The 20589-nt window shown below is 71.0% G+C and carries 24 protein-coding genes and 1 tRNA gene; 12 read left to right on the top strand and 13 right to left on the bottom strand.

Annotated features, from left to right (window positions below; all coding sequences use genetic code 11):
• Positions 1–205 precede the first annotated feature (205 nt).
• Positions 206–394 (top strand): CsbD family protein, encoded by a 189-nt coding sequence (locus tag C6C15_RS13970; protein WP_370670658.1) that lies wholly within the window; start codon positions 206–208, stop codon positions 392–394.
• 69 nt (positions 395–463) lie between these two features.
• On the opposite strand, the gene C6C15_RS17235 is transcribed toward C6C15_RS13970, so the two are convergent.
• Complete coding sequence (locus C6C15_RS17235; protein ID WP_164498167.1) at positions 464–628, bottom strand: hypothetical protein; 165 nt, start codon at positions 626–628, stop codon at positions 464–466.
• 121 nt (positions 629–749) lie between these two features.
• Between C6C15_RS17235 and C6C15_RS13975 the strand changes: the two genes are divergently transcribed.
• The 6 genes from C6C15_RS13975 (at position 750) to C6C15_RS14000 (ending at position 5762) form a co-directional block, all read left to right on the top strand.
• Positions 750–1016, top strand: a complete 267-nt coding sequence (locus tag C6C15_RS13975; protein ID WP_025102516.1) for a DUF7218 family protein — start codon at positions 750–752, stop codon at positions 1014–1016.
• 5 nt (positions 1017–1021) lie between these two features.
• Positions 1022–2098 (top strand): carboxylate-amine ligase, encoded by a 1077-nt coding sequence (locus tag C6C15_RS13980; protein WP_083370917.1) that lies wholly within the window; start codon positions 1022–1024, stop codon positions 2096–2098.
• 38 nt (positions 2099–2136) lie between these two features.
• Positions 2137–3543, top strand: a complete 1407-nt coding sequence (locus C6C15_RS13985; protein WP_060922965.1) for an MFS transporter — start codon at positions 2137–2139, stop codon at positions 3541–3543.
• On the top strand, positions 3540–4409 hold the full coding sequence (locus C6C15_RS13990) for an endo alpha-1,4 polygalactosaminidase (RefSeq protein WP_105950373.1): 870 nt from the start codon (positions 3540–3542) through the stop codon (positions 4407–4409). Before C6C15_RS13985 ends, C6C15_RS13990 begins: the two co-directional genes overlap by 4 nt.
• A gap of 103 nt (positions 4410–4512) precedes the next feature.
• Positions 4513–5559, top strand: a complete 1047-nt coding sequence (locus C6C15_RS13995; RefSeq protein WP_105950374.1) for an iron-containing redox enzyme family protein — start codon at positions 4513–4515, stop codon at positions 5557–5559.
• Positions 5556–5762 carry a CDGSH iron-sulfur domain-containing protein gene (locus C6C15_RS14000; RefSeq protein WP_060922967.1) on the top strand — a complete coding sequence of 69 codons (207 nt, stop codon included), beginning with the start codon at positions 5556–5558 and terminating at the stop codon, positions 5760–5762. The genes C6C15_RS13995 and C6C15_RS14000 overlap by 4 nt, the downstream gene beginning before the upstream one ends.
• 7 nt (positions 5763–5769) lie before the next feature.
• On the opposite strand, the gene C6C15_RS14005 is transcribed toward C6C15_RS14000, so the two are convergent.
• Positions 5770–6549: a YggS family pyridoxal phosphate-dependent enzyme gene (locus C6C15_RS14005; RefSeq protein ID WP_105950375.1), complete on the bottom strand. Its 780-nt coding sequence runs from the start codon at positions 6547–6549 to the stop codon at positions 5770–5772.
• 71 nt (positions 6550–6620) lie between these two features.
• Here C6C15_RS14005 and gabT point away from each other — a divergent pair, with 71 nt between their 5' ends.
• A complete protein-coding gene (gabT, locus tag C6C15_RS14010) occupies positions 6621–7964 on the top strand; it encodes a 4-aminobutyrate--2-oxoglutarate transaminase (protein WP_105950376.1) in 1344 nt (447 codons plus the stop codon).
• Here the strand turns inward: gabT and C6C15_RS14015 are convergent.
• Positions 7948–8628 carry an HAD-IA family hydrolase gene (locus tag C6C15_RS14015; protein WP_105950377.1) on the bottom strand — a complete coding sequence of 227 codons (681 nt, stop codon included), beginning with the start codon at positions 8626–8628 and terminating at the stop codon, positions 7948–7950. The genes gabT and C6C15_RS14015 overlap by 17 nt on opposite strands.
• Positions 8629–8654: 26 nt before the next feature.
• On the opposite strand from C6C15_RS14015, the gene C6C15_RS14020 reads away from it, so the two are divergent.
• Positions 8655–9368 carry a glutamine amidotransferase gene (locus tag C6C15_RS14020; protein WP_105950378.1) on the top strand — a complete coding sequence of 238 codons (714 nt, stop codon included), beginning with the start codon at positions 8655–8657 and terminating at the stop codon, positions 9366–9368.
• Positions 9369–9433: 65 nt separating this feature from the next.
• Here the strand turns inward: C6C15_RS14020 and C6C15_RS14025 are convergent, their stop codons facing one another.
• Positions 9434–9979 (bottom strand): carboxymuconolactone decarboxylase family protein, encoded by a 546-nt coding sequence (locus C6C15_RS14025; RefSeq protein WP_105950379.1) that lies wholly within the window; start codon positions 9977–9979, stop codon positions 9434–9436.
• A 124-nt stretch (positions 9980–10103) separates the two neighbouring features.
• Between C6C15_RS14025 and C6C15_RS14030 the strand changes: the two genes are divergently transcribed.
• Positions 10104–10955: an AraC family transcriptional regulator gene (locus C6C15_RS14030; protein WP_105950380.1), complete on the top strand. Its 852-nt coding sequence runs from the start codon at positions 10104–10106 to the stop codon at positions 10953–10955.
• 2 nt (positions 10956–10957) lie between these two features.
• Here C6C15_RS14030 and C6C15_RS14035 read toward each other — a convergent pair whose 3' ends face one another.
• From C6C15_RS14035 to C6C15_RS17145, 5 genes are all read right to left on the bottom strand, one after another.
• Positions 10958–12070 carry a DegT/DnrJ/EryC1/StrS family aminotransferase gene (locus C6C15_RS14035; protein ID WP_105950836.1) on the bottom strand — a complete coding sequence of 371 codons (1113 nt, stop codon included), beginning with the start codon at positions 12068–12070 and terminating at the stop codon, positions 10958–10960.
• A gap of 44 nt (positions 12071–12114) precedes the next feature.
• Positions 12115–12185, bottom strand: a tRNA-Cys gene (locus C6C15_RS14040).
• Positions 12186–12198: 13 nt separating this feature from the next.
• Positions 12199–13446, bottom strand: a complete 1248-nt coding sequence (locus C6C15_RS14045; protein ID WP_105950381.1) for an aminotransferase class I/II-fold pyridoxal phosphate-dependent enzyme — start codon at positions 13444–13446, stop codon at positions 12199–12201.
• Positions 13443–14798, bottom strand: coding sequence for an aminotransferase class I/II-fold pyridoxal phosphate-dependent enzyme (locus C6C15_RS14050; RefSeq protein WP_105950382.1), 1356 nt, complete (start codon positions 14796–14798; stop codon positions 13443–13445). The genes C6C15_RS14045 and C6C15_RS14050 overlap by 4 nt, the downstream gene beginning before the upstream one ends.
• Before the next feature lie 50 nt (positions 14799–14848).
• Positions 14849–14998 (bottom strand): hypothetical protein, encoded by a 150-nt coding sequence (locus C6C15_RS17145; RefSeq protein WP_157547026.1) that lies wholly within the window; start codon positions 14996–14998, stop codon positions 14849–14851.
• Between the two features lie 195 nt (positions 14999–15193).
• On the opposite strand from C6C15_RS17145, the gene C6C15_RS14055 reads away from it, so the two are divergent.
• Together C6C15_RS14055 and C6C15_RS14060 are read left to right on the top strand one after the other, a co-directional pair.
• The gene (locus C6C15_RS14055) at positions 15194–15883 is read left to right on the top strand and encodes a DedA family protein (protein WP_105950383.1); all 690 of its coding nucleotides are present in this window, start codon (positions 15194–15196) and stop codon (positions 15881–15883) included.
• 43 nt (positions 15884–15926) lie between these two features.
• Positions 15927–16712 carry a DNA/RNA non-specific endonuclease gene (locus C6C15_RS14060; RefSeq protein ID WP_105950384.1) on the top strand — a complete coding sequence of 262 codons (786 nt, stop codon included), beginning with the start codon at positions 15927–15929 and terminating at the stop codon, positions 16710–16712.
• A 16-nt stretch (positions 16713–16728) separates the two neighbouring features.
• Here the strand turns inward: C6C15_RS14060 and C6C15_RS14065 are convergent, their stop codons facing one another.
• The 4 genes from C6C15_RS14065 to C6C15_RS14080 all read right to left on the bottom strand — a co-directional run bounded on the left by C6C15_RS14065 (position 16729) and on the right by C6C15_RS14080 (position 20584).
• Positions 16729–17817: an alkene reductase gene (locus C6C15_RS14065; protein WP_105950385.1), complete on the bottom strand. Its 1089-nt coding sequence runs from the start codon at positions 17815–17817 to the stop codon at positions 16729–16731.
• A gap of 62 nt (positions 17818–17879) precedes the next feature.
• Positions 17880–18347: a MarR family winged helix-turn-helix transcriptional regulator gene (locus tag C6C15_RS14070; protein WP_102208798.1), complete on the bottom strand. Its 468-nt coding sequence runs from the start codon at positions 18345–18347 to the stop codon at positions 17880–17882.
• A 52-nt stretch (positions 18348–18399) separates the two neighbouring features.
• Positions 18400–18855 carry a MarR family winged helix-turn-helix transcriptional regulator gene (locus tag C6C15_RS14075; protein WP_025102534.1) on the bottom strand — a complete coding sequence of 152 codons (456 nt, stop codon included), beginning with the start codon at positions 18853–18855 and terminating at the stop codon, positions 18400–18402.
• 1 nt (position 18856) lies between these two features.
• Entirely contained in the window at positions 18857–20584 is a 1728-nt protein-coding gene (locus C6C15_RS14080) for an MDR family MFS transporter (protein WP_060922712.1), read from the bottom strand.
• Between the last annotated feature and the right edge of the window lie 5 nt (positions 20585–20589).

A 20589-nucleotide genomic window follows, 5' to 3' on the forward strand; every position in this document is an offset into this window, starting at 1 on the left:
CACCGCTCCCTTCGTCCAGGACGACGGGCAGGACGCCCGCCTGGCGCCAGGCTAACCCCTGTGCGGGCGGGAGTCGATGGGGGCGGAACGCTGACACGCCCGTCGGTGAATGTCAATCCCGTGGACGGACCGCGACGGCGGTGCGACGCTCGAAGAGCAATCGATCCGTCCAGGAGAGGAGCCTCTTATGAGTGGCGCAGATGACATGAAGAATTCCGCTGAGAAGCTGGGTGGCAAGGTCAAGGAAGGCTTCGGCAAGCTGACCGACAACGAGAAGCTCGAGGCCGAAGGCCAGGCGGATCAGGTGAAGGCCGACGCGAAGCAGGCCGGCGAGAACGTGAAGGACGCCGCGGGCAAGGCCGGCGACAGCGTCAAGGACGCGTTCAACCGCTGATCCCCTACCCGCTGAACCCATGAAGAGGGGGAGGCTCGCCGATGGCGAGCCTCCCCCTCCGCACTCGGGTCAGACCTTGCGGCTGCCGGTGATCGCTCGGATCAGCCAGGCGATCACGGCGATGGCCAGGAGCACCAGACCGACCCACAGCAGGAACTGGAGCGACTGCACCAGTCCTCCGGTGATCGCGAGGATCACGGCGATGACGATGACGATGATCAGGAGGATGTTCATCGGTCTTTCCCTTCTCTGGGGGCGCGGGCGCCCGACTGCGGTGACCCCACGCTAGACCCGAACCACGCCCTCTCTGGAGGGGGTTGACTTCGACCCTCCCGATGCGCGAAGGAGCAGAGCAATGCCAGGACGACGCAACAACTCCCTGAAGGATCCGGAACTGTACGAAGAGCTGCGCGACGACGGCGCTTCGAAGGAGAAGGCCGCCCGCATCTCGAACGCTGCCGCACGAGACGGCCGCAGCTCCGTCGGCCGCCGCGGCGGGAAGCACGGGGACTACGAGGACTGGACCGTTCCCGAGCTGCGGAAGCGCGCCAAGGAGCTGGGCCTCACCGGCTACAGCGGCAAGCGCAAGGCCGAGCTCATCTCCGAACTGCGAAACCACTGACCCGGATGACGCGCTTCGGGATCGAGGAGGAGTTCCTTCTGCTCGATGAGGATTCGCTCGTCCCCGTCGCCCTCAGCGGTGACATCCTGGAGCGCATCGGCGATGACGTCACCGCCGGGCGCGTGACCACCGAGTACCTGGCCTCGCAGGTCGAGGCCCTCACCGATCCGGTGCGGACCGGCGCCGAGGCCGTCCAGCAGCTGTCGGCGTTGCGCACGGCCATCGGCACGCAGGCACGCGCCCGGCGCGCGATCGCGGCACCGACCGGCTCGCCGTTCACCACTCTCCGCTCGCCGCGTCTCTCGCCGTCGGCGCACTACGACGACGTCGCCCGGCGGCTGGCGCACCTCACCCGCGAGCACGAGGTGAACGGTCTGCACGTGCACGTCGAGGTGCCGGACGAGGAGGAGCGGGTCCGCGCCCTGAACCGTCTCCGCGCCTGGCTGCCGCTGCTGCTCGCCCTCAGCACGAACAGCCCGTTCGGCAACGGTCTCGACACGGGATTCGCGAGCTGGCGGAGCATGCTCATCCGCCGGCTCCCCTCGTCGTGGTGTCCGCCCCGGTTCGCCGACGTCGACGACTACCGGGCGCGCGTGGACCAGCTCCTGGCCCTCGGGACCATCGGCGAGGCGACATCCCTCTCCTGGGCGGTGCGTCTCTCCGAGCGCTACCCGACGGTCGAGGCGCGCGTCGCGGACACGCAGCTCACCGCGGAGGACGCCGTCCTCTCCGCGCTGCTGACCCGCGGGATCGCCCTGGCGTCCGGGCAGCGGATCGTCGCCGACGAGACGGAGACGATCGACGCGTCGATCTGGATGGCGTCGAGAGCCGGGATGACGGCCCGCATCGTGGATCCGCTCACCGGAGAGGTCTGCCCGGCCTGGACCGTGGCGGAGCACCTGGTCGACGACATCGGGCCGGTGCTGGACGACCTCGGCGATGCGGACGCGGTGCGGGCGGGCCTCGACCGGCTGCGGGCCGACGGGACCGGTGCGGCGCGACAGCGTGCGGCGCACGCACGGGACGGCCTCCCCGGGCTCCGACGGCTCCTGCAGGAAGGTACCGGAACACCGGCCGCCTGACGGGCCCTCGCGTCCGTCGCCCGGAGTAGGGTCGGCCTGTGTCATCCTTCGCCCCGCTCCAGCGGCTCGTCATCGCGATCGCCGTGCTGGCCTCGTTCGTCACGTTCCTCGACGGAACAGTGGTGAACGTCGCCCTTCCCGCCATCAGTGAAGAGCTGGGCGGCGGGATCACCACGCAGCAGTGGGTCGTCGACGCCTACCTCATCACCCTCAGCGCGCTGATCCTGCTCGCCGGCTCCCTGTCCGACGCCTACGGACGGGTGCTGGTGATGCGGATCGGCCTCATCGCCTTCGGCATCGCGTCCGTCGCGGTCGCCGCCGCGATCGACCCGCTCATGCTCATCGTGGCTCGCGGGGCGCAGGGGGCGGCCGGGGCCCTGCTCGTCCCGAGCTCCCTCGCGCTCATCACCGCGACCATGCGCGGCGACCTGCAGGCGCGGGCCATCGGCGTCTGGACGGCCTTCACCACGGCGGCTCAACTGGTCGGCCCCCTGCTCGGCGGGCTCTTCGTCGACTTCCTGTCCTGGCGCTTCGTGTTCCTCATCAACGTCCTCCCCATCGGAGTGACGCTGGTGCTGCTCGCCCGCCTGCATCTGCCGGAGCACCCGAGGGGCGTCCGCGTGGACTGGTGGAGCGGTGCACTGTGCGCGCTGGGACTGGGCGCCGTCGTCTTCGCCCTCATCGAGCAGCCGAACCTCGGGTGGGCCTCCCCCGCGATCTGGATCCCCGCCGTGGCCGGGGCCGCACTCTTCGCCGTCTTCCTGTGGCGCCAGGGCCGCTCGGCCACGCCGCTCATGCCGCTGTGGCTGTTCCGGGTGCGCGACTTCGGGTGGGGCAACCTCGCCACGCTCTTCGTGTACGCCGCGCTCTCCCTCAACGGCTTCGTCGTCGGCGTCTACCTGCAGCAGGGGGCGGGACTGAGCGCGACGGCGGCCGGGCTCGCGAGCCTGCCGATGACGATCCTGATGATCCTGCTGAGCTCGCGTGCCGGCGGGTGGGCAGGGCGCTGGGGCCCGCGCATCTTCATGACGATCGGACCGCTGATCATGGCCGTCGGAGCGCTGATGCTGCTGACCGTGAACGCCACCTTCGACTACTGGGCGCAGGTGCTCCCGGCCATGATCGTGATGGGCCTCGGCCTGTCGCTCACCGTCGCCCCGCTGACGGCCGCGATCCTCGGGGCCATCGACGAGAACCACTCCGGCATCGCCTCCGCCGTGAACAACGCCGTCTCCCGCGTCGCGGGTCTGCTCGTGGTCGCGATGCTGTCGACCATCGTCGGGGGCACGCTCGACCTCGACGGGTTCCACAACGCGGCCTGGGTCACGGCGGCGCTCCTCGTGCTCGGCGGCGTCGTGTCGTGGATCGGGATCCGCCGGAACCCCTCGGAGGCGGCGGCCCCGCCCGTCGACGCCCCCGCGCAGCCGACGCCTCAGCCGCGATGAGCGTCCCTCGTCCCCAGCGCGGTCGAAGGACGACACGCCACTCCCCGGCGCCGGCGGCCCTCATCGCCGTCGGGGTCCTCGCCCTCTCCGCCTGCAGCGCGCCACCCGCTCTCCCCGCTGAGGGAACCGGGTCGTCGGCCACTGTCGCGCTTCCCCCGGCCGGCGCCCTTCCGGACTACCAGCTCGGCGGCGCCTACGATCCGCCCGAGGGTGTGGGCATCGTCGGCCGCGACCGCAGCGCGGAGCCCGCCGCCGGCCTCTACTCCGTCTGCTACGTCAACGGCTTCCAGACCCAGCCGGGCGAGCTGGACACCTGGCCCGACGACCTGCTCCTGCACGACGGCGACGAGGTGGTCTTCGACCCCGACTGGCCCGACGAGGCCCTCCTGGACACCGGCAGCGCGGAGCAGCGGTCCCGCATCGCCGAGATCGTGGTCCCGTGGATCGAGGGCTGTGCGGATGCCGACTTCCAGGCGGTCGAGTTCGACAACCTCGATTCGTTCTCGCGCTCGGGCGGCGCTCTGCGCCTGGACGACAACCTCGCGCTCGCGGAACTGCTCGTCGACGCGGCGCACCGCGTCGGGCTCGCTGCGGGGCAGAAGAACGCGGCCGAGCATGCGGACGCCCTGAAAGAGCGCGCGGGCTTCGACTTCGCCGTGACGGAGGAATGCGCCGCGTACGCGGAGTGCGGCACGTACACCGGGGTCTACGGGCCCCACGTGATCGACATCGAGTACACGGATCAGCTCCCGCGGCCGTTCGCGGAGCTGTGCGCCGACCCGGACACCCCGGCGTCGACAGTGCTCCGCGATCGCGACCTCGTCACTCCGGACGATGAAGGGTACGTGTTCGCCGGGTGCCCCTGACGCCGAGGCGCTTGCCTGGCGAGCGCCTCGGCGTCAAGTCCCTGGCGGTCGCCGCTCGCGCGGGTGAGGATGCGGGTGATCGATCCGATGGGAGCCCCTCCTCATGACCGTTTCCACCCTCGACGCCGACACCGCCGTCGCCTTCTCGCCGCGCGGCCCCCTGTCGAGCGCCGTCCTCGGCGTCCTCACGGGTCGCGGTGACGACGCCGCCACCCTCCCCGACCTCGCCGCCGCAGCCGTCGCCGCGAGCGACGATGCGGTCAGGGACGACGACATCCAGCTCGCCCTGTTCGTCCTCTACGCGTCCTCCTACGGCTCGCTTCCGCAGCTCGATGCGAGTCTCGAGTGGGATGCCGGGGTGGTCACGGCGCGCCGCGTCCTCGAGGACGCCTTCGAGGCCGCACTGCGTGACACCGTGCCGGTGCCCGAGCTTCCCGAACCCACGGTCGACGCCGTGGGTCGTGCCCTGTTCGCCCTCGCTGCCGCGGACACCGGCCCCAGCCTGTCGCGGCACATCGCGAGGAAGGCCACCCGCGAGCAGGCGGAGGAGTCGCTGATCCTGCGATCGGTGTACACCCTGCGGGAGGCCGATCCGCACTCCTGGGCGATTCCGCGGCTGACCGGCCGTCCCAAGGCCGCGCTCGTGGAGATCCAGTCCGACGAGTACGGCGGTGGGCGCCCCCAGCGGGTGCATGCAGAGCTCTATGCGCGGGCCCTGCGCGCCGCGGGACTCGACGACACGTACGGCGCCTATGTCGACGACGCCCCGGCGATCACGCTCGCCTCGCACAACATAATGAGCCTGTTCGGGCTCAACCGCCGGCTCGTCGGCGCGATCGTCGGCCACCTCGCCGCGTACGAGATGACCTCGTCGATCCCCTGCCGGTTCTACGCCGACGGCCTGCACCGGCTGGGGTTCGCCGACGAGGTCGCCGCGTACTTCGAGGAGCATGTGGAGGCCGACGCGGTGCACGAGCAGATCGCCGCCCGTGACCTCGCGGGCAGCCTCGCCGAGGACCGTCCGGAACTGCTGGCGGACATCCTGTTCGGCGCGGCCGCGTGCCTCACGGTCGACGGTTGGGCCGGGGCCCACACCCTGGACGCCTGGACCGAGGGCCGCTCGGCACTGCGGGAGAGGACGACGGCATGAGCGGTCGCGAGGAGCCGGTGACCGTCACGGCGTACCCGGACGGCCCCCTGCTCGTGCGGGGCGAGATCGAGTTGCACGCGAGCGACGGCACGGTGATCGACCCGCGCCGACGCACAGTGGCCCTTTGTCGCTGCGGTCTCTCCGCGCTCAAGCCGTTCTGCGACGGCACGCACAAGGCGGCAGGGTTCCGCACCGAGGACTGAGCGGCGGTCAACCCTCCGGCCAGTAGTGGCTGTCGGGGACGGATCGCGCGCCGAAGATCGCTTGCCCGACCCGCACGCACGTCGCCCCCTCCTCGACGGCGATCTCGTAGTCGCCGGACATTCCCATCGACAGCGCGCCGTCGCCGATGAGTTCGGGAGTCTCTTCGCGGGCCCTGTCGCGGAGGGTGCGCAGCAGCGCGAAGCACTCGCGCACCCGGGCGTCGTCCGGTGTGAGCAGCGCCAGGGTCATCAGACCGCGGACGCGAAGGGCGCCATACGTCGGCAGGGCCTTCAGGAAGCCCGGGAGCTCCTCGGGCGGCATCCCGAACTTCGAGTCCTCCGCCGAGGTGTTCACCTGCACGTACACGTCGAGACTGCGCCCCGCGGCCTGCAGACGCCGGTCGAGGGCCTCCGCGACCCGGAGCCGGTCGAGCGCCTGGAACTCGGCGGCGAAGGAGACGACGTCTCTCGCCTTGTTCGTCTGCAGGTGGCCGATGACCACCCAGTCGACGTCCAGGTCAGCCGTCTCCCGGTTCTTGCGTACCGCCTCCTGCACCTTGTTCTCGCCGAGCCGACGCAGGCCGGCGCCGATCGCCACCCGCACGCGATCGGTCGGGACGGTCTTGCTCACCGGGAGCAGATGCACCGCACCGGGTTCGCGTCCCGCCCGCTCGGCGGCGGCGTCGATGCGCGCACGTACCGCCGCGACGTTGGCCTGGAAGTCGGCGACGGTGAACGCCGTCGGGTAGCGGTCAGCACCGTCATCCCCGGGTTCGAACTTTGACATAGGTCAAAATCTAACATAGCTTCGGGACCACGTCGCGCGACCGCCGACGCCCCCTCACGAAGGAGCCGCCCATGTCCGCACCCGGCCTGTTCTCCGACACCTCGCTGTCGACTCCGCGCCTGCGCACCGAGGTGCCAGGGCCGCGGAGTCGCGCGCTGCACGAGCGCCGGCAACGCGTCGTCCCCCGCGGGGTCGGCAGCGTGCTCCCCGTCTACATCGAGCACGCCGACGGACCCTGGGTCATCGATGTCGACGGCAACCGCTTCCTCGACCTCGGCAGCGGCATCGGCGTGACGACGATCGGCCACACCAACCTCGCCGCCATCACCGCCGCGGCGGAGCAGCTCGACCGGGTCACGCACACGCTCTTCACCGTCACCCCCTACGAGGGGTACGTGCGCCTCGCCGAGCTGCTCGCGGAGAAGGCCCCCGGCACCCACGAGACCCGCACGGCCTTCGCGAACTCCGGCGCGGAAGCCGTCGAGAACGCGGTGAAGATCGCCCGCCGGCACACCGGGCGTCGCGTCGTCGCCGCCCTGGACCACGCCTTCCACGGGCGCACCAACCTCGCGCTCGCGATGAACCACAAGGCGGCGCCGTACGGGACCGGGTTCGGTCCGTTCGCCCCCGACATCCATCGCGTCCCCAACTCCTACCCCTACCGGGACGGACTCGACGGTACCGAGGCCGCGGCGCGCACGATCGCCCATCTCGAACAGCGCATCGGCGTCCACGACCTCGCCGCCGTCATCGCCGAGCCCATCCAGGGCGAGGGCGGCTTCGTCGTCCCTGCCGCGGGTTACCTGTCAACCCTGCAGGAGTGGTGCACCCGCAACGGGGTCGTGTTCATCGCCGACGAGATCCAGACGGGCCTCGGGCGCACCGGGACATGGTTCGCGAGCACGCACTTCGGCCTCGTTCCGGACCTCGTGCTCACGGCGAAAGGCATCGCCGGCGGGCTGCCCCTGGCGGGAGTGACCGGCCGCGCCGAGATCATGGACGCGCCCGACCCGGGCGGCCTCGGCGGCACGTTCGGCGGAAACCCGGTCTCGATCGCCGCCGCCCTCGCGGTGTTCGACGAGCTCGAGCACGGGACGTTCTTCGCGGACGCCCGTCGGATCGGCGCCCACCTGTCCGCGCGACTCGAGGGGCTGCGCGCCCGCCACGCCGTGATCGGCGACGTCCGCGGGATCGGCGCCATGCAGGCCTTCGAGCTGAGCACACCTGGCACGACACGACCGCTGGCCGGGGCCGCGTCCATGGTCGCGGAGTTCGCCGCCCAGCGCGGGATCCTGCTGCTCACCGCCGGCAGCGACGGCAACGTGATCCGCTTCCTGCCGACCCTCACGACGACGGACGAGCAGCTCGACGTCGCGGTGGACGTGATCGACGAGGCCCTCAGCGCGCTCCGTTGAGCACCGGGAGACGCAGCGCTCCGCCGCTCCAACGCACCCGGGAGAGGTCGCGCACGATCAGGTCGGGGTGCGCCGACGCAGAGGCTGCGCCCACCCCGACCACGAGCCCTGCTCCGGCTGCCCTCGCCGCATGGATCCCCGGCGCCGAGTCCTCGAAGACCACGCAGTCCCCCGGGTCCCGCCCGAGCAGGAGCGCGGCGCGGAGGTAGGGGTCGGGCGCGGGTTTGCCGCGGTCCACGTCTTCGGCGGCGACGAGCAGGGCGGGCGCCGGGATGCCCGCTCCGCGCATCCGCGCGGTCGCGACGGTCCTGTTGCTGCTCGTCGCGACCGCCCACAGGTCACCCGGCAGCGCGACGAGCAGAGCGGCCGCCCCGGGGATCCCCGCCGTCGCCGACGCGACGGCGAGCTCACGCGCGAGGAGGTCGGCCGTCGCCTCGTCCGCCCGCTCCGGCTCGACGAGCGTCGCGACCACCTCACTCGGTCGCCTGCCGTGCGGGGCGTCTCGGAGGAAATCGAATCCCGGGGCATACCGACGGGCCCAGGCGCCCCACGCGATCGCCGCCGAGGGGACGGAATCCACCAGCACGCCGTCGCAGTCGAACAGGATCCCCGCCGTGCGCACGATCACCTCGGCACCCTGAACCTCGTGTGCTACTTTTGGCATAGGTCAAATCTAACCGAGGAGAGTGCATGTCCGCGTCCCGCACCCCCCGAACGGCCCTCGCCGTCCGCCACGTCCCCTTCGAAGACCTCGGCATCCTCGCTCCCCTGCTGGCGGAGCGCGGCTACGAGACCACCCTCCTCGATGCCGGCATCGACGAGCTCGACGCGGACGCCGTCGCCGGGGCCGACCTGCTCATCGTCCTCGGCGGACCGATCGGGGTGTACGACGACGATCGCTACCCGTTCCTGCGCTCCTCGAAGACCGCCGTCGCGGCGCGACTCGACAGCGGCGGTGCCACACTCGGTGTCTGCCTCGGCGCGCAGCTCCTGGCCGAGTCCCTGGGCGCAGAGGTCCGGCCGACCGGGGCGGTCGAGATCGGCTTCGGCCCGCTCGCATTGACCCCCGAGGGCCGGGAGTCCGTCCTGGCCCCTCTCGACGGCGAGCCCGTGCTCCACTGGCATGGGGACGAGTTCACGATTCCCGCCGGCGCGCAGTCCCTGGCGCACACGCCCGGCTTCCCGCATCAGGCCTTCGCGGTGGGGCGCACTCTCGGCCTCCAGTTCCACCTGGAAGCCGACCACCGCGCCATCGAGCGCTGGCTCATCGGCCACGCCCACGAACTGCATCACCACGGCATCGACCCGCGATCGATCCGCGAACAGGCACGCACGCTCGGCCCGCGGCTCGAGACTCTCGCCACCCGCGTCCTCACCGACTGGCTGGATGCGGTCGAGGTCTAGCGCGAACGCCCGGGCAGCGGAAGAGGCCGGACCCCCAGCGAATCCGGCCTCTGCTCCCCTCGACCTCAGGCGGCGCGACGCAGCGGCACCGTCGGGAAGTCGATCGGCACGTCGAGCGCGATGTTCACGTAGTTCGTGAAGAGGTTCAGCGCGACCTGGCCGATGGTCTCGACGATCTGCTCGTCGTTCCAGCCGTGCGCGCGGAGGGCGTCGACGTCGGCCGAGGTCACCTGACCCCGCTCCTCGACGAGCTTGAGCGCGAAGGCCAGCAGTGCCGCCGTGCGGGGGTCGTCGGAGTTGCCGGCCTGAGCCTCGGCGAGCGCCTCGGTCGTGAGGCCCGCCTTCTTGCCGAGCGCCGTGTGCGCGGCAAGGCAGTAGCCGCACGAGTTGCGGTTCGCGACGGCGACGGCGATCTGCTCGCCCAGGGCCGCACCGAGCGTGCCCCCACCGTAAGCGCCGAACGCGCTCCACATGCTGGTGAGCGCGGCGGGCGAGTTCGCGACCGCGCGGAACATGGCGGGGACGGCGCCGAAGGCGGAGCCGATCTGCTCCAGCTGCTCCTTGACGGCGCCGGTGGCGGTCTCACGGTCGACGAGAGGGACGTTGGGCATGGGTTGCTCCTTTGTGTTTCGGGACGGGCCGGATTCGGCTTCCCCTTCAGTCTTGCTCGCCGCACAGTACGATACGCATCATTTGATCTTGCGTTCGTGACATATCGTCCAGAAGAATGGAAGCATGCCGCCGCTTGACCGCCTCACCCCGCTGCTCGACCGCTTCCGGGTGCGCAGCCGCCTGTTCCACACCGGACCCCTGTGCGGGACCACGGTCTTCGCCGCGAGTGCGGGCCACGGTTTCCTTCACGTGCTGCGTCGCGGCGAGATGGAGGTGACGCACCAGCGCCCGGACGGCCGCATCGAGCGCGAGACGATCACCCGCCCCAGCCTGCTGTTCTTCCCCCGCCCCATCGATCACACCTTCCTCAACGCCCCGACCGAGGAGTCCGACTTCGCCTGCGCGACGATCGACTTCGACGGCGGAGCGACGCATCCGCTCGTCCGCACCCTCCCGTCCGTGATCGTCCTTCCGCTCGACGAGGTGTCCACCCTCGGCCCAGCACTCGACCTCCTGTTCGCCGAGGTCGACAACGTGCGCTGCGGGCGCCCCCTCCTGGCCGACCGCATGTTCGAGGTCGTCCTCATCCAGCTCCTGCGCTGGATGCTCGATCACTCCGGTGATCTGGCCCTGCCGCCGGGGCTGCTGCCCGGCCTGGCCGACGAGCGCCTCGCCCCGGCCCTCGTGGCGATGCACGAGGCGCCCGGCGAACCGTGGACGCTCGACTCCCTCGCGCGGACCGCAACGATGTCGCGCAGCGCCTTCGCGGCGCGCTTCAAGGACGTCGTGGGCCGCGCCCCAGGGGACTACCTCACGGAGTGGCGCCTCACGATCGCTCAGGAGCAGCTCCGCGCGGGGATGTCGGTGAGCGCTGTCGCCGCCGACCTCGGCTATGCGAGCGCCTCTGCCTTCTCCCGTGCGTTCACCCAGCGTCTCGGCCGCTCGCCGCGCGCCTGGCTCGGCCTCGCCGCCTGAAGTCAGCCGCCGGCCGACATCACCGCCGCGACCCCTGTCACGATCCGGTCGAGATCGCCGGCCGTGAGCGAAGGGTGCACGGGGAGGGAGAGCACCTCCTGCGCCGCCCGTTCCGTCTCCGGCAGCTCATCGGTCGGAGCGAAGCGCGCCAGCGAGGGCAGCCGATGGTTCGGGATCGGGTAGTAGACGCCGGAACCCACCCCGTGCTCATCGCGGAGAGCGTCGCGTACCCGGTCGCGCTCCCCCGCCGCGATCCGCACCGTGTACTGGTGATAGACGTGCTCGGCGCCCTCCGCGACCGCGGGCACCGTGAGCCCGTCGATGCCGGCGAGCGCGGCGTCGAGGAACGCGGCGTTCCCCTGTCGCCGCCGGGTCCAGGCGGCGACCCGCCCGAGCTGCACCCGACCGACCGCGGCATGCACCTCGCTCATCCGGTTGTTGTAGCCGACGACCTCGTTCGCGTACTGCGTCTCCATGCCCTGGTTGCGGAGCAGACGGATACGGCGCGCCACCTGCTCGTCCGCACAGGACACCATGCCGCCCTCGATCGCCGTCATGTTCTTCGTCGGATAGAGGCTGAACATGCCGAACGTGCCGATGGTCCCCGCCGGCCTCCCTCGCCACGCAGCGCCGTGGGCCTGCGCAGCATCTTCGTAGATGGCGAGACCGTGGTCGTTGGCGACCTCCTCGATACCGTCCACGAGGAACGGGTGCCCGTACAGATGCACGGGCATGACGCCCTTCGTGCGGGCGGTGACCGCGGCACGGACCCGGGTCGGATCCAGCGTGAAGTGCGTCGGTTCGATGTCGACGAACACCGGCGTCGCTCCGGCCAGCACCACGGAGTTCGCGACCGCCGCGAAGGTGAAGGACGGCACGATCACCTCGTCGCCCGGCCCCACACCGGCGGCGAGCAGCCCCAGGAGCTGCCCGCTCGTCCCGGAATTGACCGCGACGGTGGTGCGCCCCTCCACGAACCGGGTCGCGAACTCGCGCTCGAACGCCGCCACCTCGGGGCCCTGCGCGAGCATCCCGCTGCGGAGCACCCGTTCGACGGCTGTCACCTCGTCGTCGCCGATGAGCGGCGCGGCGGCCGGGATGAAGTCCTTCTGCATGGAGATGCCCTTCGTCGGGAACGGCTCGTCGAGAGCCGGATCGGAGGTGGAGGCAGGAATCGAACCTGCGTACACGGTCTTGCGGACCGCGACCTGGCCACTCGGTCACTCCACCGGGTCAGGTGTCCTCACGCGCCGGGCGGCGAGTACCCCTGCAGGAAGCGGCCGAAGCGCTGCACCGCATCGACCAGGGTCTCCGTCTCGGGCAGGAAGGCGATGCGCACGTGGTCGGTGTCGGCGCCGTTGAAGGCGCGACCGTGCACGAGGAGGATGCGTTCCGCATCGAGGAAGTCGAGGACCAGGCGCTCGTCGTCACGGATGCCGTACACCTCAGGGTCGAGGCGGGGGAAGAGGTAGAGCCCCCCGCCCGCCTCGTGAACGTCGACGCCGGGGATCGCGCGGAGCGCCGCCGTGGCGGCGTCGCGTTGCGCCGTCAGCCGCCCGTCCGCCGAGACGAGCGCATCGAGCGACGTGTCGTGCTCCAGAGCCGCCGTGATCGCATGCTGCGCGGGCACGGACGCGCACATCCGCATCGACGCGAGCAGCCGCAGACCGGAGAGGAACGGATCGTCCGCAGCGAACCCGGTCGTCACCGCCCAGGCGGCCCGGTACCCGGCGACGCGATGGGTCTTGGACAGTCCGGCGAAGGTGACGCAGGGCACATCGGGGGCGACCTGGGCAGTGGAGACGTGCGTGAATCCGGGGTACACGACCCGGTCGTAGATCTCGTCCGAGAGCAGCAGCAGACCGTGGCGACGGGCCAGCTCCGCGATGCCCTCCAGCGTCTCCCTGGGGTACACGGCGCCGGTCGGGTTGTTCGGATTGATGACGACGACAGCGACGGTCCGGGGGCCGATCGCAGCCGCCATGGCGTCGAGGTCCGGAATCCACCCTGCCTCCTCCACACAGGGGTAATGCACGGGCTCACCCCCGGCGAGGACGGTCGATGCGGTCCACAGCGGATAGTCGGGACTCGGGATCAGGACTTCGTCGCCCGGCTCCAGCAGTGCCTGCAGCGTGAGGCCCACCAGCTCGGACACGCCGTTGCCGACGGTCACCGCCTCGATTCCGAGGGACCGGAACCCTGCCCGCCGCGCGTAGTGCGCGCGGATCGCCTCCCTCGTCTCCGGCAGCCCCGGGGATTCCGAGTATCCGTGGGCATGCGGGAGCGCCTCGCGGAGAGCTTCCACGATCACCGGCGGCGCCTCGAACCCGAACGGCGCCGGGTTGCCGATGTTCAGGCGCAGGATCCGTTCTCCGCGGGACTCCAGCTCGGCGGCACGCGCGGCGACCGGGCCCCGCAGGTCGTAGAGCACGCCGTCGAGACGCGAGGATCGCCCGACCCGGAACGCGGTCCCGGCATCTCCGGTCGTCATCCGTCCCCCTCGGCCGGTGCCGGGCCGGAGGCGGCGGCCACGTCGTCGGCCAGGCGTCGCAGGTCGGCGTCATCGAGGTCGTGCACGGTCAGCCGCAGATGGCGTCCACTGGCGGATTCGTCCTCCAGCGCGAACTCCGACCCTGGTCGCACGAGCCATCCGCGGTGCGCGAGCCGCGCGGCGACGACCCCCGCATCCTCGCGGACGTCGACCCACACGTTCAACCCGCTCTCCGCAGCGACGTCCAGCCCTCGAGCGGACGCGAGCGCGGCGAAGGACCTGTTGCGCGCGGCGTACCGGGCGCCTGCCTCCGCGACCAGCCGGTGCACTCCCTCGTCGCGCAGCATCGTCGCCGCGAGCTGCTGCATGACATGGCTCACCCACATGGTGCCGGGACTGAGCCGAAGGGCAAGGCGCTCAGCGGTGACCGGATCGGACGCCGTGAGGGCCAACCGCATGTCAGGGCCGAGGAACTTGGAGACCGACCGCACCAGCGCCCAGCGCTCCTGGGCCGGCCCGATGATGGTGGCGTACGGGGTCGGGGAGAGCAGCGAGAAGTGGTCGTCCTCGATCACCAGCACGTGGGGGTGCGGAGCGAGCACCTCGCGGAGCTCCTCGGCGCGGGAGGGAGTGATGCTGGCCCCGGTGGGGTTGTGGGCGCGAGGCGTGCAGACGATCGCGCGCACGCCGCTCTCCAGGGCCTCACGGACGCCCTCCACCGTCATCCCCTCCTCGTCGACCGGTATCGCGACCGGGGTGTAGCCGGCCAACCGCGCGGTCTGGATGCTGGACAGGAAGCACGGATCCTCCAGGCCCACCCGGTCGCCGTGCACGAGCGTCTGGGCGAGCAGGCGCTCCACCGCGTCGACCGCGCCCGCGGTGACCGAGAGCCGGAAGGGACGAGGCTGATCCTCCGCGATCCATCGTGTCGCCCACTCGGCGAGCTCGGCATCGATGACGGATTCGCCGTAAAGGACGGGATGGGGACGCACGGTCGCGAGAGCGGCGACGAGGTCGGGGAGCAAGGCGGCCTGCGGGTTGCCGTTGGCGATGTCGCGGAGTGCCGTTCCGGGCGTGAAGCCCTCATCCGGCGTGGCTGCAGGGCCGAGCACGGTCGTCCCGGTGCGCCCGCCGGTGGTCGCGATGCGGGCGGTGACGAGTGCGCGATAGGCGGCGAGCACGGTGTTGCGATTCACGCCCAGCCTCTCGGCGAGAGTGCGGACCGGCGGCAGACGGTCTCCGGCGACGAGCGTCCCCCGCTCGACGAGGTCGCGCACGCTCTCGGAGATCTCCGCGGCGGTGACACCGCTGATCGCATCGGTCTCGCCGTCTCTGCTCTCCGCCGTGCCCATGACTCGACGGTAGGGGAGATTTTGACCTATGTCAAAATCTCCCCTACCGCTCAGGGACGGTCGTCGACCTCCACGCCGTCCTCGATCTCCTCCGGCTCCAGATCGGTCACGTCGACCTCCGGCGCGTCGCCGTCGCCGTTGTTCGCGGTCGGGGGCTCCCCGTGGAATCCGGTCGTCTCGTCCTGTCGCGGATCGGTCATGCTGCCTCCTCGGTCGATGGGGTTCCATGATCTCCGCACCGTCCGGCGGCGGCGAGCACCTTGACAATGCCGGCTCCTCCCGCTCCCTGCGCACGCAGGCGGAGTCCAGGGAAGGGCGATACCGTGCAGAGGCGACGTCCGCTCCGATGGACCCGCTCTCCGCACGATCACCGCGATCCCCCGACAGAGGACACGATGACCCCCGGCACCCTGCCCCTCGCCGCTTCCGCCCCCGGCTACGACGGCTTCATCGGCTGGGTGCTCAGCCTCATCGAGACCCTCGGCGAGGTCGGTGTCGGTCTCGCGGTGCTCATCGAGACGTTCGTCCCCCCGATCCCGTCCGAGGCGATCCTGCCCGCGGCGGGCTTCCTCGCCTACGACGGCCGGATGAACGCCTGGGGCGCCTGGGCCGCAGCCACCATCGGCGGGCTCGCCGGTGCGTGGCTCTGGTACGCGCTCGGCGCCGCGGTCGGCTGGGACCGCACCCGGCGCATCGTCGGACGCATCCCACTCCTCGACCACGACGACTTCGACAAGGCGGAGGCGTTCTTCGCGCGCTGGGGCGGCGGCGCGGTGCTGTTCGGCCGCTGCGTGCCTCTCGTGCGCTCCTTCATCTCGATCCCGGCAGGGATCGAGCGCATGGCCCTGTGGAAGTTCACGATGTACACCCTGGTCGGCTCGGCGGTCTGGAACGGCATCTGGATCGGCCTCGGCTTCGCCTTCGGCCCCGCCATCCGGCCGATCCTCGAGCAGTGGAGCGGCGTGATCTCCGACGTGGTGGTCGGCCTGCTCATCCTGCTGCTCCTGGTGTTCATTGCGCTGCGCATCCGCCGCCGCGTGCGGGAAGCCGCGGCACGGCGCGCCGAGGACAACGGGTCCGCCTGAGATACGGCCACCCGATGTCGGCGGGCCGGGGCACGATGGAGGCATGACGGACGGCTACGACCCCGGGTTCCTCGGCATCCCGCTCCCGCTCCCCGTGCCTCCGATGGCGGTGCGCACCCTGCCGGCTCCGCGGTTCACGGTGCTGCTGGACCCGGAGCGGCGGCTCGCCGCGGTGACGGCCGTCACCATCGACGGCGCCCGCCTGCGGGACCTCCCCCGGACAGGTGAGTGGCGCCTCGATCCCCGGGTACCGGCGGAGGAGCAGGCGGGGCCCGCCGTGTACGCCCGGAACGACCTCGACCGCGGGCATCTCGTGCGCCGCCGCGATCCGGGCTGGGGCGATCTCGCCGACGCCCGCGCGGCCATGGAGGCGACCTTCACGTACCCCAACGCCGCCCCGCAGGCCGCCGTGTTCAACCAGTCGAAAGACCTCTGGCTCGGACTGGAGGATCACGTGCTCGCGTATGCGGAGACCACCGCGCAGCGCCTCACGGTGTTCACCGCCCCCGTGCTCGACGACACCGACCCCCCGTACCGCGGCATCCGTGTCCCCCTCCGGTACTGGAAGATCGCGGCCTGGAATGCCGAGGGCCGACTCGCCGCCGCCGCGTTCCTCCTCGATCAGACCGAACTCGTCGACACCCGGGAGGGTGCCCTCGCCGTCGCGTCGCTCGGAGCCTTCCGCACGTTCCAGGTGCCGGTCTCCGAGATCACCGCCCTCACCGGAGTCGACCTCGGCCCGCTGCCCGACGCCGACGTCCTCCCCCGACGCGGGATCCGCGAGACCGGATGGCGCCCGCTGCACACGGCCGACGACATCGTCGTGTGACAGCGGGCGCTCCGCATCACTCGCCGGCGCGCGCGACCTCCAGCGAGGGGTAGTCGATGTAGCCCTCGGCGGTCGAACCGTAGAACAGCTCCGGGCGCGGTTCGTTCAGCTCGGCCCCGGTCCGCCAGCGCTCCACGAGGTCGGGGTTGGCGATGACGGGACGCCCGGCCGCGACCGCGTCCGCCCAGTCCTCGGCCACCAGCTCCTCGGCCGTCGCACGGGTGGTCTCGACGCCGAAGCCGGTGTTGACGATGAGCGGAGCGCCCGCCGCCCGGCGGATGGCCTGGACGAGCTCTCCGGCGGGCTCGGGGTGCAGCACATCGACGAAGGCCAGCCCCAGAGGCGCGAGCCCTTCGGCGAGCGCGGTGTAGGTCGCGAGCACGTCGGCGGCGTCGTCCTCGATGACGCCCTGGATGCCGTGGGCCGGCGAGAGGCGGATCCCGGTGCGGTCGGCACCCACGGCTGCCGCGACCGCCGAGGTCACCTCGACCGCGAAGCGCGCACGGTTCTCCGGCGAGCCGCCGTACTGGTCGTCGCGGACGTTGGACACGGGAGACAGGAACTCGTGGACGAGGTAGCCGTTGGCGCCGTGCACCTCGACGCCGTCGAAGCCGGCCGCGATCGCGTTGCGCGCAGCCTGGACGAACTGCTCGACGACCACCGGGATCTCGTCGAGGGTGAGGGCGTGCGCGACGGGCAGGTCGGCCTTGCCCTTGAGGGTGCGCGTCTGCCCTGGTGCCGCCAGGGCGCTCGGCGCGACGACGCGGGGCTCGCCCGAGATGTCCGGGTGCCCGACACGACCGCCGTGCATGAGCTGCATGACGATGGTGCCGCCCTCGGCGTGCACGGCGTCGGCCACACGACGCCATCCGTCGATCTGCGCGGAGGTCACGATTCCCGGCTGCCCGGGGTACGACTTGCCCTCGAGGACGGGCCAGACGCCCTCGGAGATGATGAGCCCCTGTCCCGCGCGCTGACGGTAGTACTCCTCGATGATCGCGGTCGGCACGCCGTCGGCGTCCGCACGCGTGCGGGTGAGCGGCGCCATGACGACGCGGTTGGACAGGTGCAGCGAGCCGAAGTCGGCGGAGTCGTAGAGAGTCACAGAGGGACCAAGGACGCGGCCGGCCGCTGTATTCCCGTGAATCGACCAGGTGTTCCGGTGTATCAACCGCCCAGATCGGCGACGAGGTTCGCGAAGTGGTCGAGGTCGGCGGCCGTCCAGCCGCGCAGGCGCTCGCCGATGCGCCCCTCGTACCGGGAGCGGGCGAGAGCGACGCGCTCCTCGGCCAGCGGGGTCGCCACCAGGACTCGGGCGCGGCGGTCTTCCGGATCCGGGATGCTCTCGACGAGCCCGAGCTGCTCGAGCTGGCGCACCTGTCGGCTCACGGCGGACTTGTCCGTCTGCAGGCGCTCGATGAGGGCTCCCGCCGAGGTCGCCCGTCCGGCGAGGATCGAGGTCAGGACCTGGTACCCGAGCGGCTGGAGGTCCGGATGCACGGTGGCGGCAGCCTCGCGCCACCCGACGCGGATGCGGGCGAACAGACGGCCGAGCTCATGCTCGACGCGGGCGACCGCCTGGTCGAGATCGTCGAGGGGAGCGTCGTCGGCAGGATCGTCGGACGAGGCGCTCATATCGCCAGTGTACGGCGAAGCCCCGCGACCGCAGGCGGTCGCGGGGCTTCGCTCAGACCTCGGCGAGGAGCCGGAACACCTTGGACGCGGCGTCGATCTCGGCGGGCGTGAGCTCGTCGATCACGGCGCGGAGCCGGGTGCCGTACTCTCGCCGGACCTCGGTGAGAGCGGTGCACGCGGCGGGCGTCGCGGTGAGCACCCGGAGCCGGCCGTCGCGCTCGTCCGGCACGGAGGCGATCAGACCCAGGTCCTCCAGCATCCGCACCTGGCGACTGACGACGGACTTGTCCATCTCGAACCGCTCGGCGAGCTCGTGCGCACTGGCCGAGCCCGCCCGGTCGATGAACGTGAGCAGCTTGTACCCCGCCACCTGCAGCTCCGGGTGGACCCGGGACGCCGATTCCTTCCACAGCGACCGGGTCCGCGCGAAGATGAGGTTGAGATGCGCCTGGAGGTCGCTGAGGGCGGTGTCGACGTCGGGGGTGCCGACCGCCTCGGACGCGATCATGTCAGCGCTCCTGCTTCCGATCGTCGCGCTCGAGCACGCTCACCGACCCGGTGGTGGTCGCTGGTCCGGCCTGCCCGGTGCGGATCGTCCCCGTCGAGAGGTTGGCGCCGACCTCGGCCTCGGAGACCTCGATGACGGACTCCTCGGCCTGCTCGCGCAGCTGCTCCGCGGCGTTCTTGGTGGACAGCGGCTTGTTCTTGATGAACGCGATCGCGATGATCGCGATCACGGCCAGCGGGATGGCGAGGATGAACGCGTCCGCGATGCCGTGCCCGTAGGCGCTCTCGACGATCGTGCGGATCGTGTCGGGCAGCTCGCCCACCTTCGGCACGTCTCCGGAGCCCAGGCGCTCCAGGGCACTGATCTCGTCGGGCGTGGTCGGGACGAAGCCCTTCAGGCCGTCCTTCATGAAGTCGGCCACGCTCGTCGACAGCAGCGATCCCATGACGGTCACGCCGATGGTGCCGGCGATCGTGCGGAAGAAGTTGACGTTCGACGAGGCCGCGCCCAGCTGCTGCGGAGCCGTGTCGTTCTGCACGATGAGAGTCAGGTTCTGCATGACCATGCCGAGGCCGGCGCCGAGGACGAACATGTACACGGCCACCAGGGTGAACGGAGTGTCGTAGCGGAGGGTCGCCATCAGGCTCACGCCGATGGTGGCGAGGATCGAGCCGGTGACCATCCAGCCCTTCCACTTGCCGAACCGGCTGACGAGCTGTCCGATGATGATCGACGCGCCCATCTGACCGATGATCATGGGGATGGTCATCAGGCCCGACTCGGTCGGCGTGGCGCCACGGGCGAGCTGGAAGTACTGCGCGAGGAAGACCGAGGTCGCGAACATCGAGACGCCGATCGCGATCGAGGCGATGACCGACAGCGTGAAGGTGCGGTTGCGGAACAGCGACATCGGGACGATGGGTTCCTTGACGAAGAACTCCACGGCGACGAAGGCGGCGATGGCGACGCCCGCGGTGACGGCGAGCGCGATGCTGGTCCCCGAGTCCCAATCGAACTGGTTGCCGCCCATGGAGACCCAGATCAGAAGGGTCGAGACGCCGACGGCGAGCAGGACGATGCCGAAGTAGTCGATGGACACCTTGGTGCCGCGCTGCGGCTTGGGCAGGTGCAGGGTGAACTGCAGCAGCACCAGGGCGACGATCGCGAACGGGACGCCGACGAAGAAGTTGGCGCGCCAGCCCCAGGCGTCGGTGATGACGCCGCCGAGCAGCGGGCCGCCGATCGTGCCGAGGGCCATGATGCCGCCGACGACGCCCATGTACTTGCCACGCTCGCGCGGGGAGATGATGAGGGCCACGGCGATCATGACGAGCGACATGAGGCCGCCGACGCCGATGCCCTGCACGACGCGGACCGCGATGAGCATGTTCGTGTCGGTGGAGAAGCCGGCGATGACGGTGCCGACCGTGAAGAGGATGAGTGAGATCTGGATGAGGACCTTGCGGTCGACGAGGTCGGCGAGCTTGCCCCAGATCGGCGTCGAGACGGCGGTGGCGAGAAGGCTCGCGGTGATGACCCAGGTGTACTGCGACTGGGTGCCGCCGAGGTCGGCGATGATGACGGGCATCGAGGTCGAGACGACCGTGCCGGAGAGCACGGCGACGAACATGCCGACGATGAGGCCGGAGATCGCGGTGAAGACCTCGCGGGCCGAGCGCGCGGTCTCGGAAGAGGATGAGGTGTGTGTCACGGGGGAATGCTCCTGCATAGAAA

The sequence above is a fragment of the Microbacterium sp. str. 'China' genome, from assembly GCF_002993305.1.
Taxonomy (GTDB): Bacteria; Actinomycetota; Actinomycetes; order Actinomycetales; family Microbacteriaceae; genus Microbacterium; species Microbacterium paraoxydans.

Excerpts from the sequence above, each read along its gene's own strand:
- C6C15_RS13970 (WP_370670658.1), top strand. The coding sequence starts at position 206 with ATGAAGAATTCCGCTGAGAAGCTGGGTGGCAAGGTCAAGGAAGGCTTC.
- C6C15_RS17235 (WP_164498167.1), bottom strand. The coding sequence starts at position 628 with ATGAACATCCTCCTGATCATCGTCATCGTCATCGCCGTGATCCTCGCG.
- C6C15_RS13975 (WP_025102516.1), top strand. The coding sequence starts at position 750 with ATGCCAGGACGACGCAACAACTCCCTGAAGGATCCGGAACTGTACGAA.
- C6C15_RS13980 (WP_083370917.1), top strand. The coding sequence starts at position 1,022 with ATGACGCGCTTCGGGATCGAGGAGGAGTTCCTTCTGCTCGATGAGGAT.
- C6C15_RS13990 (WP_105950373.1), top strand. The coding sequence starts at position 3,540 with ATGAGCGTCCCTCGTCCCCAGCGCGGTCGAAGGACGACACGCCACTCC.
- C6C15_RS13995 (WP_105950374.1), top strand. The coding sequence starts at position 4,513 with ATGACCGTTTCCACCCTCGACGCCGACACCGCCGTCGCCTTCTCGCCG.
- C6C15_RS14000 (WP_060922967.1), top strand. The coding sequence starts at position 5,556 with ATGAGCGGTCGCGAGGAGCCGGTGACCGTCACGGCGTACCCGGACGGC.
- C6C15_RS14005 (WP_105950375.1), bottom strand. The coding sequence starts at position 6,549 with ATGTCAAAGTTCGAACCCGGGGATGACGGTGCTGACCGCTACCCGACG.
- gabT (WP_105950376.1), top strand. The coding sequence starts at position 6,621 with ATGTCCGCACCCGGCCTGTTCTCCGACACCTCGCTGTCGACTCCGCGC.
- C6C15_RS14015 (WP_105950377.1), bottom strand. The coding sequence starts at position 8,628 with ATGCCAAAAGTAGCACACGAGGTTCAGGGTGCCGAGGTGATCGTGCGC.
- C6C15_RS14020 (WP_105950378.1), top strand. The coding sequence starts at position 8,655 with ATGTCCGCGTCCCGCACCCCCCGAACGGCCCTCGCCGTCCGCCACGTC.
- C6C15_RS14025 (WP_105950379.1), bottom strand. The coding sequence starts at position 9,979 with ATGCCCAACGTCCCTCTCGTCGACCGTGAGACCGCCACCGGCGCCGTC.
- C6C15_RS14030 (WP_105950380.1), top strand. The coding sequence starts at position 10,104 with ATGCCGCCGCTTGACCGCCTCACCCCGCTGCTCGACCGCTTCCGGGTG.
- C6C15_RS14035 (WP_105950836.1), bottom strand. The coding sequence starts at position 12,070 with ATGCAGAAGGACTTCATCCCGGCCGCCGCGCCGCTCATCGGCGACGAC.
- C6C15_RS14045 (WP_105950381.1), bottom strand. The coding sequence starts at position 13,446 with ATGACGACCGGAGATGCCGGGACCGCGTTCCGGGTCGGGCGATCCTCG.
- C6C15_RS14050 (WP_105950382.1), bottom strand. The coding sequence starts at position 14,798 with ATGGGCACGGCGGAGAGCAGAGACGGCGAGACCGATGCGATCAGCGGT.
- C6C15_RS17145 (WP_157547026.1), bottom strand. The coding sequence starts at position 14,998 with ATGACCGATCCGCGACAGGACGAGACGACCGGATTCCACGGGGAGCCC.
- C6C15_RS14055 (WP_105950383.1), top strand. The coding sequence starts at position 15,194 with ATGACCCCCGGCACCCTGCCCCTCGCCGCTTCCGCCCCCGGCTACGAC.
- C6C15_RS14060 (WP_105950384.1), top strand. The coding sequence starts at position 15,927 with ATGACGGACGGCTACGACCCCGGGTTCCTCGGCATCCCGCTCCCGCTC.
- C6C15_RS14070 (WP_102208798.1), bottom strand. The coding sequence starts at position 18,347 with ATGAGCGCCTCGTCCGACGATCCTGCCGACGACGCTCCCCTCGACGAT.
- C6C15_RS14075 (WP_025102534.1), bottom strand. The coding sequence starts at position 18,855 with ATGATCGCGTCCGAGGCGGTCGGCACCCCCGACGTCGACACCGCCCTC.
- C6C15_RS14080 (WP_060922712.1), bottom strand. The coding sequence starts at position 20,584 with ATGCAGGAGCATTCCCCCGTGACACACACCTCATCCTCTTCCGAGACC.